This window comes from Adlercreutzia sp. ZJ473 (assembly GCF_013185065.1).
Taxonomy (GTDB): domain Bacteria; phylum Actinomycetota; class Coriobacteriia; order Coriobacteriales; family Eggerthellaceae; genus CAAEEV01.
In genome coordinates, this window is the sequence record NZ_JAAVTO010000060.1 from 1 (window position 1) to 14,036 (window position 14,036).

Sequence of the window (14,036 nt, forward strand, 5' to 3'; positions counted from 1 at the left end):
TCCTAGGTCTTTCCAAGTTGTTAGTCGGAAAACTCCTGGAGGATTCTACCTATGGCATGGAAAGTTCCAAGAGGATTCCGATTGGCCTCTTGGAGCTTTATGATCACGCAGTTGTTTTGACGCTCACCTCGTATCCACAGGTCTTCCTTCCAACTTTGATCTGGGCTATCGTTGTGGTGGCATTCGTGCTCGACACCAAATTCACGCTCTGCCGTCCGGACCCGTATCCTTCCGCTGGAGATGCGTCCGAGGGCGTGCAAGTACGTGCAAGTACGCGCAAGTATGTGCAAGTACGGGCAAAGTACGCGGGCGAGCTGTCTCCGACAGAGCTGCGGGCCTTGGACTTCTCTCCTCGAGCGGCTTTGCCACGAACAAGCGGGTCGCGAAACACCAACATCAGGCACGCTTTCATCCGATTCATCCGATTTATTCGTCCGATTCATCCTGTGTTCGCCAAAATCGGACGAATTGAGAAAGGGGAGGGTTAGCAAGGAATCCCAAACGTTTCTGCTTTAGGCTCATACAGGATGAGGCCTCATCTAAGGTCACAAATTGTGACCTTACGCCCTGATCTGGGAAAACAGACCTCCTGGTGGCGATACATGCCCCGAGCGTTCACCGAACAAGGTATGGCAGTGCTTTCGGCCTAGCGGCGCTTAGAGAGTGAGTGGCATCCACGAGCAGTCTCTATGTCCGCAACAACGCTCTGATGTCGTATTTCAAGTTTGTATGGAGAATGGTTGACGCTTGGTCCCCCGCATCCTCATAATGGCATCAGATGTCAAAACCCCAGGGTTTTATAAGGGCGGAGCCGCAGAGCGGTTCGGCCCTAATTTTTATTCTAAGGTCGTGTCCCTGCATGGCTCGTCTCCGCATCCTCGCCATCATCCCCCAAGCAGCCTAGAAGCCCAGACCCAGCTGCATCATTCTCGGAGCTTGGCTTGGGCTCGCCGGTATTTCTGAAGCCTGCTCTTCGGCTTGTCGGGGATGGTTCGCTCGATGACTCCGGTTTCGAGAGCAGGACGCAGGTAGTTCTCACGGAATGTAGGCCGATGCGACATTCCGAGCCTTTCCATAAGATCTCGGGCTGCGAGCTCTTCTTCGCCGAGAACCTCCAAAAGAGCTGCGACTTGGGTGCTGACTTGTGGCCCGACTTGTGGCCCAACTTGGGTGCTGACTTGGTCGGTGACTTGGTCGGTGACTTGGTCGGTGACTTGGTCGGCCTGTCTATAAGTCATGTTCCAGAGCGTGACGCGGAAGAACCCGCTGATCGCCTCGAAGCACGGCTTGAACTCGGGCCTGTAGGCGTCCTCAGCTGCGGTCGTCGCGCATATCTTGCGCAGGCCGGAGCCGCGGCGCTCCATGTAGTGCATGCGGTGGAACACGTCGGCAACGGCCGGGTTGCGCCGCTCGCTCGGCACGTGCGTAACCATCACGTCATCGGGCAGCGGCACGCCGATCTTGCCGCCGGGGGAGACGATCTCCATGCGGTCATCGTACATGTCGACGCTCACCTCGCTGCCCAGCTCAAGGTACGAGCGGTGTATGAGGGCGTTTACCAGAGCTTCCTCAACGGCGCGCTCGCTGTAGCTGCGGCGGTCGAGGCGCCCGCTGGGCAGCTTCTCCCAAGACTCGACGGTATGGCGCTTCACGAAGGCCTTGCTCTCGCGCAGGAGCAGGAGCAGCCCGCCCTCGTACTCGGCGGTGTCGACGAACTCGTCTTTGAACTTGCCTCCCCAGCGCGTGCAGAACACGCGCGAGTGACGCAGAAGGGGCTCGTCGGCCATCAGCGCGCCGGCGTTGGTGAGCGTTCCGGCATCGGTGATCAGGCCGAACGAGACGAGGTCGGAGTCGCGGAGGTCGGAGCTTGTGCGCAGGGCGTAGGTTGCCTTGAGCACGGTGAAGCTTGCTCGGCTGACGGGGATGCGCGAGTCGAGGGTGTCCCATGTGCGGTTTGTGCCCTTGAGGATGAACTCGTTCAGCACTTCGGGCGGCGCGATGACGCTCTGGCTTCCGACGCGCACGAACGCCTCGCGCCTTCCGTCGGCGTTGTAGTAGTGGGGCGGGTGGGCGTCGGGGTGGACGCTGACGAGCAGGAGGTCTTTCCCGTCCTCACGGATCGCCACGATTTCGAAGCAAGGCAGGGGCTCGATGCGCTCTTTGATCTTCTCGGATATGAAGTCGGCGTCAGCTTGCGCGTCCCCAAGGCCGACCGTCTCATGGCTGCCGTCAGCTACGCCGAACACGAGCACGCCGCCAGCGGAGTTGGCGAAGGCGCTCACGCTCTTGAGCCAGCTCTTGGGCTTGGCGCGCTCCACCTCGCGCTTGAAGTCGCAGTTCGTTGTTTCGGCTTTGGGACGTACGAGCATACGCGCTCCTAAGAACCTGTTTGCGACATTGTACACCGTAGAGAGGCGGCGGTGGAAAACCAAAGCGCGCGATGTTCCTCTTGACCCACGGCGTATAATCTGCCCCATGATTAAACGCCAGGGAACAATTACCGCAATGGGCATTCGGTTTGCGCCATGTCAGGAGATTGCTGTATATAAATCGTGCGGGCAAGGTTATCAAGATCAAGTAGACGTGCTACTATGTGAGCTGCTAAAGCGCTCGAGCGGTGAGTATTTCACTTAAGTCGGGCGCTTTCGTCATTTCGGCCCCGATAGGTGCGCAGAGCGTGGGCGTGAACGCCCGCAGGGCGTCGTACGCCTTCGACTCGCTTCGCTCGTTCAGGATGACGTAGGGGCATGATCGCTCAGGGCATGGGGGCGCGCTGCTTGGGCTACGTCAATGCTTGGAATTGCTGCTTGATAGTGCAGCTGCTGCTAAAGTCTAAGTAGACGCGGGAATCCTAATGCGCACCGATTTCTGTTTTAGACGCATTTTGGGCCCGTTTCCTTCTGTTTTTGACGCAGACGGGAAACCGACGGCTCCAAGGTTCATGTGGTGCCCAACGATCTCCGGGGCATCGCGGGATCAACGCTTCCGGGGCAGTTGTGTTGTCGGAGCCGGCCTGTCGACAGAGCGGCCTCAAAGCCTCGCTCGGTATTCGTGATTTGCGCCAATTTGCGCCAAATAGGCTATACTGGCGCAAATGGGAGGTTGATCATATGAAGCGAGAGACCTCTTCAAGTATTCGCCTCGCTACTCGGGGAGCGACCCTGAGCTCGTGGAGGGCACTGTGTTCACCGCCCGGGTTCCCATTTATCGACCTTCTCGTCGGGGAGCGGACGCGAGTGGCGCTGCGCCGTCTCCTGGCATTGCCTCCGAAATTGCGAAACTGGTCTCGGAGCGAGGCAGTCTGACGGTGGCCGAGGCGGTTGAGGCGGGCTATCCCAGAAGGACGGTCCAGCGGGCGATGTCCAAGCTGGTGGAAGAGGGCGCCGTGGTCCCGGTGGGCAACACGCGCTCGCGGAGATACGTGCCTGCCAGGTAGCAAACGGTAACGAATGGTAACGAACTCCCGACCCCGAATCTCAATGAGCGCTTGCTTGGCGACTGAGTGCTCTATTGTGGTTGGCCTTCGTCAGGCGCAGCTGTGCGGAACTCGGTGTCAGGGGAAAGCGTTTCGCCAGCCGAGACCCTCTCCTGAACAAAGTCAGCGAACCTTCCGAGCATGTTAGCGCGTAGCCCCTCGATTTCCTCTTCAAAGCTGCGAGGCGGATGCTTCTTCGTGGAGACGAGCGCGCGAATGGCAGCCATGGCTCCATCGGGGTTGGACGTTGCCGTTTCTATAAGGAAGTCGTCGGGGTGCATGGCCCGTAGGCCGCTTGGGGCGAGGATTTCCTTGGGAAAGTCCCTGATGTTGTAGGTTACGATAATCTCGCATCTGCCAGCGATCGCCCCGGCGACTACGTGGCGGTCATTCGGATCGGGAAGCTCTATATTCGCGAGGTCCTTCTCGTTGGCTTCAGCTATGGCGTAAGGGTAGGCGCGCGCCGCTTCGGCGAGATAGCGCCTTCCGTTCCTTGTTCTATGAACTCTGTTTATCGCTTTGCATGCTTCGTCAAGCACTTTTTCGGACCAGATGGGCTCTATTACGCTTTGGTCCGCGAGTGTGAGCAGGATGTCAAGCGTCCATGAGGTGACGAAGACGTTGGCATCGAGGAACACCCTTCGGGCGCGGATCATTCCAGGCTCCTCAAGTATTCGGCCATTGCTTCGTTGTGGCCGTAGAAGTCCTCGGCGTCCGCTATTCTTCGCATTTCCTTAAGGTGCGTGCCTCTTTCGGCCTTTGAGCGTCGATCAAATTCCATGAGATCGGAAAGCATGACGTAGCGGTGCCCGTTTCCGACGCGCGTACCCCGTATCTTTTCAGAGTCGATTAATCGTGCGATGGTTCTAGGAGAGGTCCCCACGATCTGAGCAGCCTGCCCCGTGGTGAGGCGAACGTCGCCTTCCTCCTCGTTGGCGTACGCGACGCCGAGCGCACGTAGGAACGCCCGCAAAGCGTCGTACGCCTTCGCGTCGATCGACGTGGCATGGCCCGTCCTGTTGTCGACTATCGTTGCGGCAGGTGCCGCCAGCATTGCTCCCATGTTGCCCTCCTAGTGATATTTGTCTGTTTTAGCCTATCAAAAACTGTTAAAACTGACAAGTTTTGCCTGATGCCATCCAGAGCGGAGCGCCCGAAGGGCGCGGAGTCGAAGGATCTGGCTGCGAGCGGAATGCGCATGCGGGCGCGCCGCGCCTGGGGCCAGATCCGTCGACTCGCTTCGCTCGCGCAGGAGCAGGAGCAGCCCGCCCTCATATTCGGCGGTGTCGACGAACTCGTCTTTGAACTTGCCTCCCCAGCGCGTGCAGAACACGCGCGAGTGACGCAGAAGGGGCTCGTCGGCCATGAGCGCGCCGGCGTTGGTGAGCGTTCCAGCATCGGTGATCAGGCCGAACGAGACGAGGTCGGAGTCACGGAGGTCGGAGCTTGTGCGCAGGGCGTAGGTTGCCTTGAGCACGGTGAAGCTTGCTCGGCTGACGGGGATGCGCGAGTCGAGGGTGTCCCATTGCTATTCTCTAAGTAGGCACGTGAATCCGGATTTCTGTTTTTGACGCACTTCGAGTTGCTTTCTTTCTGTTTTAGACGCATTATGAACTATATTTCTTCTGTTTTAGACGCAGGCAGGAGGTTGGATCATGCTGAGGCGCTCGATGTGGACAGTGCTGTCAAAGTGGCTCGAGAAGGGGCCAAGCAAGGCGCTCCTCCTCGTAGGTGCTCGTCAGACGGGCAAGACCTATCTCATTCGCGCGTTTGCCCAGGAGAGGTTCTCCTTCCTCGCCGAGGTGAACTTCTTGAAGGATCGTCGCGCCATCTCCCTCCTCGGGGCTGCGAGCGATACCGAGGATTTTCTCGCGCGACTCTCCCTGCTCGTAAAGGTTCCCCTGCGACCGCATGAAACGCTTGTCTTTCTCGACGAGATCCAAGAGGCCCCCGACGTGCTCACCGCGGTCAAGTTCCTCATCGAGGACGGGAGATTCCCCTTGGCTGTATCCGGTTCTCTGCTCGGCACCGAGCTCAAGGGCGTGCGTTCGTTTCCCGTCGGCTACGTACAGGTCGAGCGCATGTATCCCTTGGGCTTTGAGGAGTTCTGCTGGGCTCAGAACGTGCCGGACAGCATCTGGCGGACGGTTCGGAACGCCTATGAGTCTCGAAGCCGGGTGGAGGACTCCCTTCACACCTACCTGACCAGCCTCTTTCGCTACTATCTTGCCATAGGCGGCATGCCGGAGGCGGTGCAGACGTATCTGGCGAGCGGCTACGACATGGGCGCCGTGAGGCAGACGGCCCTCCAGATCCTTGAGCAGTACCGGTTTGACATAGCGAAGTACGCCGGCAGGCGCGCTTTGGCCGTGCGCTCTATCTTCGACGCCATGCCCAGCCAGCTGAGCAAGGAGAACAAGCGCTTCAAGTTGAACACCCTTGGCAACAAGGCAACCTACAATCGATACGAGAACGATTTCCAGTGGATCATCGACGCCGGGGTCGCTCTGCCAGCCTATTGCGTTTCCGAGCCGAAGAGCCCGCTGCCGAGAACCAAGGAGATCAACAAGTTCAAGCTGTACTCTTCGGACACGGGTCTCTTGCTGGCGCAGTACCCGCAGCAGTCGGTGCTGGATGTCATGGAGGGGGCACCTTCCGTCAATTTCGGAGCTGTGTATGAGAACGCAGTTGCCCAGGCCCTTTCCATAGTCGACCCGAATCTGTACTACTACCTCAACAACCGCAAGGGTGAGGTTGACTTCCTCGTGGAAACCAGCCGGGGCGAGATCATGCCTGTTGAGGTGAAGTCGGGCAAAGACTACAAGGTCCATGTGGCGCTCAACAACCTTCTGGACACCGCCGAGTACGGCATTTCCGAGGCGGTTGTGCTGTCAGAGGCCAACCTGTCAACTGAGCAGCGCAAAGGCAAGCTGATCACCTACCTGCCGCTGTACATGACGCCTTTCCTCGCCGAGGAAACGAAGGACACGCTCACGGGCGTGAGGATGGCCCCGCCCCGTCCGCCGCTATAAGTGCGGATGGCCCCGCGTCTGATAGGGCAGGCGGGCCTTGGGGTTTCGCGTCCTCACGCCCTGCCGGCTTGGGCGCTCATCACGAGCATCTGGAGGCGGTTCTCCACGTTCGCGAAGCTCACGTCGGGGTCGTAGTCCAGAGGCAGGATCTGCGCCTCGGGGTAGCGGCGCTTGAGCGCCTTCGCGATGCCGCGTCCCACCACGTGGTTCGGCAGGCAGCCGAACGGCTGCAGGATCACGAACGTGCGGCAGCCGCGCGCGGCGTGGTGCAGGATCTCGCCGGGGATGAGCACGCCCTCGCCTGCGTCGAACGTGTGGTGCACGATGCTGTCGGACGCCTGCACCAGCTCGGGCATGCGCGCGGGGCGCTCGTAGAGCGGGTGCGCCCGCGCGATGCGGTCGCAGTTGTCGTGCGCCAGCTCGAAGAACTCGTCGGAGACGGCGTTGGTGAGCTTGAAGCCGAGCGGCTTGTCGACGTGGTACTCCTTCACCTGCGCGTGCTTGTAGAAGTACGTCTTGCGGATGACGTCGGTCATGCGCGCCTCGATGATCTCGAAGCCGTTGCGCTCGAGGTAGCGCTCGACGTCGCGGTTGGCGCCGGGGTGGAAGTTCAGCAGGTACTCGCCCACGATGAGCACGCGCGGCCGCGGCTGCGAGCGGTCGTAGCGCACGCGCGCCATGATCTCGATGCCGCGGCGGAAACCCCGGTTCATGCCGCGGATCCCGCCGCCGATGCCCTCGATGAGCGCGTCGAGCGCCTCCTCGAACGCCGCGTCGGCGCTGCCCGGCTCAAGCTCGTAGGGGCGCATCTTGCGCAGCAGCTCCTCGAGCACGTCGATGCACGGCAGCGCGAACGCGATGCGCATGGCCGACGGCAGGCTCAGCCGGAACCCGGGGTGCAGGTCATGGGCGTCCTCGTCGTCGTTCGTGAGGATGGGCACGTGCGCGTACCCCGCGTCGTCGAGCGCCTTGCGCAGCAGCGCGCTGTAATGCGTGAGGCGGCAGTCGCCCACGTACTTCGCCATCCCGATGCACACGTGGTCCGTGTCGTACTTCCCGCTCTCGAGCGCCGCGAGCGCCTCGCCGATCACGATCTGCGCGGGGAAGCAGATGTCGTTGTGCACGTACTTCTTCCCCAGGCGAATGGCCTCCTCGCGCCCCAGGTCAATGGGCACGGCGTTCACGCCCTGCTTGGCGAACACCGCGGCCATCATGCGGGAGAACGCGTGCGAGGTGTTCGGCACGAGCACCGTCATCTGCGCCGCGCGGTCGGCGCGCGTGTACTTCACGGGGTAGGGGTCGGCCAGCGCGCGCGGCGCCAGCTCGTGCCCCAGGCGGCGGCGCAGCGCGAGCGTCTCCACGAACGAGCGCACGCGGATGCGCAGCGGCCCCTCGATGGGGGTCTCGTCCACCTTCAGGATGAGCGGCGCCTTGCCCGACGTCTCGTGCATGAGGCGGATGATCTCGTCGGACAGGTAGGCGTCGTGCCCGCAGCCGAATGACACCACCTGCGCGTACTCGAGGTTCTCGCTGCGCGCCGCCACGAGCGCGCTTGAGAGCATGCGCGCGTGGAAGTTGTTCGCGATGTCCAGGCGGCTCATCGAGAGGTCCACCTCGTTGACGCCGGGGACCGCGTCGGCGGTGAGCACGGGGATGCCCTGCTCGGCGAACATGCGCGGGAGGTCGTGGTTCACGAGCGGGTCGTTCTGGTAGGGACGCGAGGCGAGCACCACGGCGAAGGTGCCGGCGTCCTCGGCGTGCTTGAGCGCCGCCTCGCCCGCGTTGCGCATGGTGGCGCGGAAGGCGCGCAGCGCGGCGTCGGCCTGCTCGATGGCGGCGCGCGCGAGCTCGGGTGCCACGTCGAACGTGCGCTTGAGGTAGGCGACGAGCTGTCGGTCGCGGTCGGTTCGCCGGTACCAGTGGAACAGCGGCGTGTCGAAGGGGATGCCGAAGCGCTCCTCGGGGTTGTCGGAGGCGCGCATGACCATGGGGTAGCCCTTCACCACGGCGCACATGCTCTCGGCCGTGTCGGCCGTGCCCTCGGGCTCGACGGTGGTGATGATGGGCATGAAGATGCGGTCGACCTTCTGCCGCACCAGGTCGCGCACGTGCCCGTGCACGAGCTTGGCAGGGAAGCAGATGGTGTCCGACGTGACGGCGGCCAGGCCGCCCTCGTACATGCGCCGCGTGCTGGGACGCGAGAACACGGGGGTGAAGCCGAGCGACGCGAAGAGCACGCGCCAGAACGGGGCGGTGTCCCACAGGGCCAGCACGCGCGGCAGCCCGATGCGCAGGCTGCGCGCGGGTGCCACCTCGCGGTAGAACCAGTCGTCGAACAGGAGCTTCTCGCGCAGGGCGAAGAGGTTGGGCACCTGCTCGAGCGCGGCGGCGCGCGCTTGCGCCTGCTTGCGCACGTCCTCGTCGCGCGCGTCGCCGACGACCTCGCCCTTGGGGCAGCGGTTGCCGGTCACCCACGAGGTGCCGTCGGCGAAGGCCACGCGCGTGCGGCTGCAGTGGTTGGCGCAGAACGGGCAGATGAGGTTGGTTTGCTGCTCATAGGAGAAGTCGTCGAGCGCGTCTAAGCCGATGAAGGTGGAAGTAGAGCTGTTCGCTTCGTCGTTCTCTAGGTGCTCCTTCGTCAGGAGGGCTACGCCGATGGCTCCCATGAGGCCGGGATAGGGGGCGCGCGTGACCTCGCGGCCCACGTAGCGCTCGAAGGCGGCGAGCACGGCGTCGTTGGCGAACGTGCCGCCCTGCACCATGATGGCGTCCCCCAGCGCGTCGAGGTTCGCCATGCGGATGACCTTGGTGAACACGTTCTCGACGATGGAGGTGCACAGCCCGGCCATGATGTCGGCGGGGGTCTTGCCGTTGCGCTGCTCGGTGACCACCGACGAGTTCATGAACACGGTGCAGCGGCTTCCCAGCGCGGCGGGCGACTCCGACGAGAACGCCATCTCGGCGATGCCCTCCACGGGGATGCCGAGCGTGGTGGCGAAGTTCTCCAGGAACGACCCGCAGCCGCTCGAGCACGCCTCGTTCATGAGGATGTCGGTGATGACGCCGTGGTCCATCCAGATGGCCTTCATGTCCTGCCCGCCGATGTCGAGCACGAAGCTCACGTTCGGCAGGTAGGCCTGCGCGGCGCGCGCGTGCGCCACCGTCTCCACCGCGTGGTAGTCGAAGTGGAACGCCTGCGCGAACATGAGCTCGCCGTAGCCGGTTGACCCGGCGCCGAGCATCTCCAGCTCAACGCCACGTTCGCGGTACTTGTCGCGCAGGTTTGCGAGCGCGGCGCGCGCCACGTCGAGCGGCTCGCCCTCGTTGGAGGCGTAGAAGGAGTCGAACGGCTCGCCGTCCTCGCCCAAGAGCACGAGCTTGGTGGTGGTCGAGCCCGAGTCCACGCCGAGGTAGGCGCGCAGCACGTCGCCGGAAGCCGCGGCGGGCGGGCGCATGGGCGGCGCGGCGTGGCGCGCCTCGAAGGCGGCGAGTTCCTCGTCGGTGGCGAACAGGGGCGGCGTGCGCGACGCGTCGGCGTCGGCGGCGGGGTTGTAGGAGGCAAGCACCGCGGCGGCCTCTTGCAGCGAGAGCGCGCGGTTCTGGCTGGTGGGGAAGTCGCGCGCCGCGATGGCCGCGCCGAGCGCCACCATGATCTCGGGGTGCTCGGGGATGATGACGTCGGCAGGCGCGAGGCTCAGCCGCTCGGCAAACACGCGCACGAGCGTGGGGTTGAACGTGAGCGGCCCGCCCTCGAAGATCACGGGCGGCTCGATGTCGATGCCCTGCGCCAGGCCGCCGATGGTCTGCTTGGCGATGGCGTGCATGCTCGAGAGCGCGACGTCCTCCTTGGGAACGCCCTGGTTGAGCAGCGGCTGGATGTCCGTCTTGGCGTACACGCCGCAGCGGCCCGAGATGCTGTGCAGCGCCGTGCCGCGCGCGGCGAGCGTGTCGAGCTGTTCGACGGGCACGTTGAGCACGGTGGCGATCTCGTCGACGAAGGCGCCCGTGCCGCCCGCGCAGCTCCCGTTCATGCGCATGTCGGCCACGCCGAGCTTGCCGGTCTCGGCGTCGGCGGCGAAGAAGATCATCTTGGCGTCCTGGCCGCCGAGCTCGATGGCGCAGCGCGTCTGCGGGTAGCGTGCGCCGATGGCGAGCGCGTTGGCGACCACCTCCTGCACGTAGGGCACGTCGAGCAGGCGCGCCACCGTGGTGCCGCCCGAGCCCGTCACGGCGGCCTCGACGCGCGCGTGGGGGAAGGCCGCGCGCAGCTCGGCGAGCAGGACGCTCGTGCAGGCGGCCTGCTGGGCGTGGTGGCGGCGGTAGCGCGAGAACACGAGGGCGCGCGTTACCGCGTCAAGCGCGGCCACCTTCGCGGTGGTCGACCCGACGTCAATGCCGACGAGCAGATGCGACGACGCAAGTGTCATGCGGACCTCCTGCCGCATGCGCTGCTCCCCTGACAAACCTGGATGGATATAAAGCCTCTCAATAGCACCATAGCTTAATTATAGGAGCACTTCAGCGTTGCATAAACCGACAAACGACAGAGAAGTGCCTGCTTGAGAGGCCCCGGACACGTGCGTGCATTTTTTCAGCGAGATTTTGGCAGAAATCTTCAGATATTTGTCTTTTCAGGGGCCTTACGCCCCTCTTTAGAGGCCTATTTCGCTCTGCTGCACGCAACGGCAAAAGCAGCTTGTAGCAAACTTGCAGGTCAGAAGCTTTCTCCCGACCCCAGCTTTCTCTCGGTCTCTCGCAGAGAGACAAATATCTGAAGATTTCTGCCAAAATGAAGCTCCTGGCGTGCAAGGGGCGTGCAAGGCCGCTCCTGCCCCTACTGCGTCAGCCGCCGTCCATGCCGCGTCGGCTGACGCCGTCCCCGGTCCCCGCAACCGCCGTCCCCGCAGCCGCGGGCACCCCTACCGGTCGTCCTCCTCGGACACCATCGCGAGCAGCTCCTGCTGCGTGTGGATGTCGAGCTTCTGGTAGATGTGGTAGATGTGCGTCTTGGCGGTGGACTGCGTGATGCAGAGCTTCTTCTGGATGTAGGCGGCGTTGTATCCCCTCGCCAGCAGGAAGAGCACCTCGGTCTCGCGGCGGGACAGCAGGTAGCGGTTCGCGATCGTCTCGCACTGCGTGCGGAAGCGTCCGCTGCGCTTCTTCGACGGCGTCTCCACGACGGGGGTGTTGTCCTTCTCGCCGTTGGCGCGCGCGGCGTCGATGGCGGCCAGCGTGCCCTCGTCCATGAGGTCGTCGGTGCTGATCATGCGCGTGTTCAGCTCGGCGTCGGCCTCGTCATGCGAGATGGTCAGCCGCCCGCTGTCGGCGATCGTCTCAAGGGGCGAGGAGCCCTGCGGGCTGAGCGGGTCGTTCTCCGCGCGCGGCTGGTCGCGCACCACCGCGTCGAGCTCGGCCGCCTCGTCGTTGATGTCGTCGAGCGGGGTGTGGCGATGCTCGAAGTCGGGGTCGATCATCCGCTTGATGTCGCGCACGCGCGGCAGGAACATGTAGGCCAGCACGAGCGCGGCGATGTAGAACAGGATGCCGCCGTAGGAGCCGAACGGCGTGAGCGCGTCGAGCATGGCGGGGTTCGTGAGCGTCATGGTGCCCACGAACGAGCCGAGGGCCAGAACGCCGCGCCCCACGCCGAACACGAACACGGCCGAGAGGCGGAACGTCTGGCACAGCTGCCCGAAGAAGATCCACATGAGCGCCTCGAGGCACATGTAGCCCGTCACCAGGATGATGGATGCGGCGATGGAGTTGTCGGTGATCGAGAGCGGCAGGAAGCACAGCGTGAGCATCACCACGGGCAGCATCACGCGGAACAGCGAGTCCCAGTAGCGGTGCATGCCCGCGAACAGCGTGAGCGTGAGGATCACCACCACCACGATGGCCGCGGCCACCATCACGAGCGCGTTCACCGACAGGTCGGGCGAGGGGAGGATGATCTGCGTGGAGATGGAGCGCAGCGCCCCCAGCGCGAAGCCCGCGAGCAGAACCGGCACGCCGAAGCGCACCGAGAAGCGTCCCTTGCGAACGGGCAGCGGCTCGAAGAGGGGCACCTCGTGGCGCAGGATGTAGCTCTCGGGCGTCTTCTTCCACAAGATGGGGAGCTCGGCCAAGGGCAGGAGCGCCGCGATGACGCCCGAGAGCGGCGCGGGGATCAGGTAGATCAGCACGGCGTACACCACCAGGGCGAACACCATCGCGATCATGGTGTTCATCACGATGCTCGAGGAGCTGCAGCGCGCGAACGCCGTTCCCCAGAACAGCAGCAGCAGCGCCGAGCCTGCGCCCGCCACCACGCCCGCCACCGCGGAGAGCGCGGTCATCGCGCCGCCGGCAGAGGGGATGAACAGCGCGAAGGTCGCTGCGCACATGAGCACCGCCGAGATCCGCATGGCGCGCTTGGAGGTGTAGACGCGCAGGAAGCGCTGGTCGGTCGCGCCCATGGCGATCAGCGCCACGATGAACGTGATGATGGAGGCTATGAAGAACTCCGTGATGGAGGCGAACGAGAACGAGCGCGCCCCGAGCGTGGTCAGCTGAGGTACGCCGAAGAGGGTGGAGGTGCCGAAGAGGGCCGCGTAGATCCACGCCTGGTGCAGGCCGAAGCCGACGGAGAGCGCGGAGAGCTCGCCTTGGGAGTCGAAGCCCTGGGCGTCGCTGATGACGACGTTGACGCGCGGGAGATGTAACGCCATGGTGCCTACCTTCAAGAGGATCGCTATGGTTGCAGGTATTGTCTGCATTCTAGCAATCACATCGTGAAAACGGAGCGTGCGCGCGGAAATTTCCCGCCGTGCGAACCGCGCGCTCAATCAGACTCAAACTATGCGTTTCACATGGGAAAACGCGAAAAAGCGAAGTATGAGGGTTCGAGGAAAATCAAACCGAAAATCGACCACTCACCCCTGAAAGTGAGCACCGAAAGTCTGACCACACGCAAGGCGCCTTCTCGTAATCTAACGCCGTTAGGTTTTCGCGAACGTAGCGAAAATAGGAAAGGAGACTAACATGTGTTTTAGACCGGCAGATGCCTCCGCTGGCGCGGGCCCGAACAAGTGCCCCGAGTGCGGCAAGCCCATCCAGTCCATGGGCGGCCTCGTCCTGAAGTCCTGCCCCTTCTGCAAGTGCGACTTCACCCCCTACCTCAACGGCGAGAAGGCCGTGCCCGGCGCCCCCGCGGCTCCCGGCGCCCCCGCTGCGCCCGGCGCCCCGAAGGCCCCCGGCGCCCCCGCGGCCCCGAAGGCCCCCGGCCAGTAGGCTGTAAGAGGCATCCATCCCTCGGCTTCAAACGCAGCTTGCGCCAACTAGGGAGGGCGCAAGCAGCCGAGCGGAAGAACCACACTTCCACCCGGTGCGTTTGCAGATAGCGCGTTTCCACAAAGCGCGCGAATAGTTTTCTACGGAAAAAGTTAGAAACTGTGGAGAAAGAAGGAAAGTATGGCATACGGTAAACAGTGGCAGACCGTAATGGAGGACGGCACCGTCGTCACCCGCTCCAACACCTGGTCCCCCCCGGG

9 protein-coding genes are annotated in these 14,036 nt (G+C 63.4%); 3 read left to right on the forward strand and 6 right to left on the reverse strand.

Annotation, left to right across the window (positions count from 1 at the left end; genetic code table 11):
- A partial coding sequence (locus HRL41_RS10265; RefSeq protein ID WP_216662656.1) for a hypothetical protein occupies positions 1-488 on the forward strand: 488 nt, incomplete at its 5' end.
- Positions 489-923: 435 nt separating this feature from the next.
- On the opposite strand, the gene HRL41_RS10270 is transcribed toward HRL41_RS10265, so the two are convergent.
- The 4 genes from HRL41_RS10270 to HRL41_RS10285 all read right to left on the reverse strand — a co-directional run bounded on the left by HRL41_RS10270 (position 924) and on the right by HRL41_RS10285 (position 4,952).
- Positions 924-2,369, reverse strand: a complete 1,446-nt coding sequence (locus HRL41_RS10270; protein WP_172136952.1) for a Fic family protein — start codon at positions 2,367-2,369, stop codon at positions 924-926.
- A 1,138-nt stretch (positions 2,370-3,507) separates the two neighbouring features.
- Positions 3,508-4,131, reverse strand: coding sequence for a PIN domain-containing protein (locus HRL41_RS10275; protein ID WP_172136953.1), 624 nt, complete (start codon positions 4,129-4,131; stop codon positions 3,508-3,510).
- Complete coding sequence (locus HRL41_RS10280) at positions 4,128-4,538, reverse strand: helix-turn-helix domain-containing protein (protein ID WP_165171112.1); 411 nt, start codon at positions 4,536-4,538, stop codon at positions 4,128-4,130. Before HRL41_RS10280 ends, HRL41_RS10275 begins: the two co-directional genes overlap by 4 nt.
- Positions 4,539-4,574: 36 nt before the next feature.
- The gene (locus HRL41_RS10285; RefSeq protein ID WP_172136954.1) at positions 4,575-4,952 is read right to left on the reverse strand and encodes a hypothetical protein; all 378 of its coding nucleotides are present in this window, start codon (positions 4,950-4,952) and stop codon (positions 4,575-4,577) included.
- A 178-nt stretch (positions 4,953-5,130) separates the two neighbouring features.
- Between HRL41_RS10285 and HRL41_RS10290 the strand changes: the two genes are divergently transcribed.
- Positions 5,131-6,507: an ATP-binding protein gene (locus HRL41_RS10290; protein ID WP_172136955.1), complete on the forward strand. Its 1,377-nt coding sequence runs from the start codon at positions 5,131-5,133 to the stop codon at positions 6,505-6,507.
- Between the two features lie 53 nt (positions 6,508-6,560).
- Here the strand turns inward: HRL41_RS10290 and HRL41_RS10295 are convergent, their stop codons facing one another.
- Entirely contained in the window at positions 6,561-10,934 is a 4,374-nt protein-coding gene (locus tag HRL41_RS10295) for an acyl-CoA dehydratase activase (protein ID WP_172136956.1), read from the reverse strand.
- A 492-nt stretch (positions 10,935-11,426) separates the two neighbouring features.
- Positions 11,427-13,214 carry a helix-turn-helix transcriptional regulator gene (locus HRL41_RS10300; protein ID WP_172136957.1) on the reverse strand — a complete coding sequence of 596 codons (1,788 nt, stop codon included), beginning with the start codon at positions 13,212-13,214 and terminating at the stop codon, positions 11,427-11,429.
- Between the two features lie 313 nt (positions 13,215-13,527).
- Between HRL41_RS10300 and HRL41_RS10305 the strand changes: the two genes are divergently transcribed.
- Positions 13,528-13,776: a hypothetical protein gene (locus HRL41_RS10305; protein WP_165172371.1), complete on the forward strand. Its 249-nt coding sequence runs from the start codon at positions 13,528-13,530 to the stop codon at positions 13,774-13,776.
- Positions 13,777-14,036 lie beyond the last annotated feature (260 nt).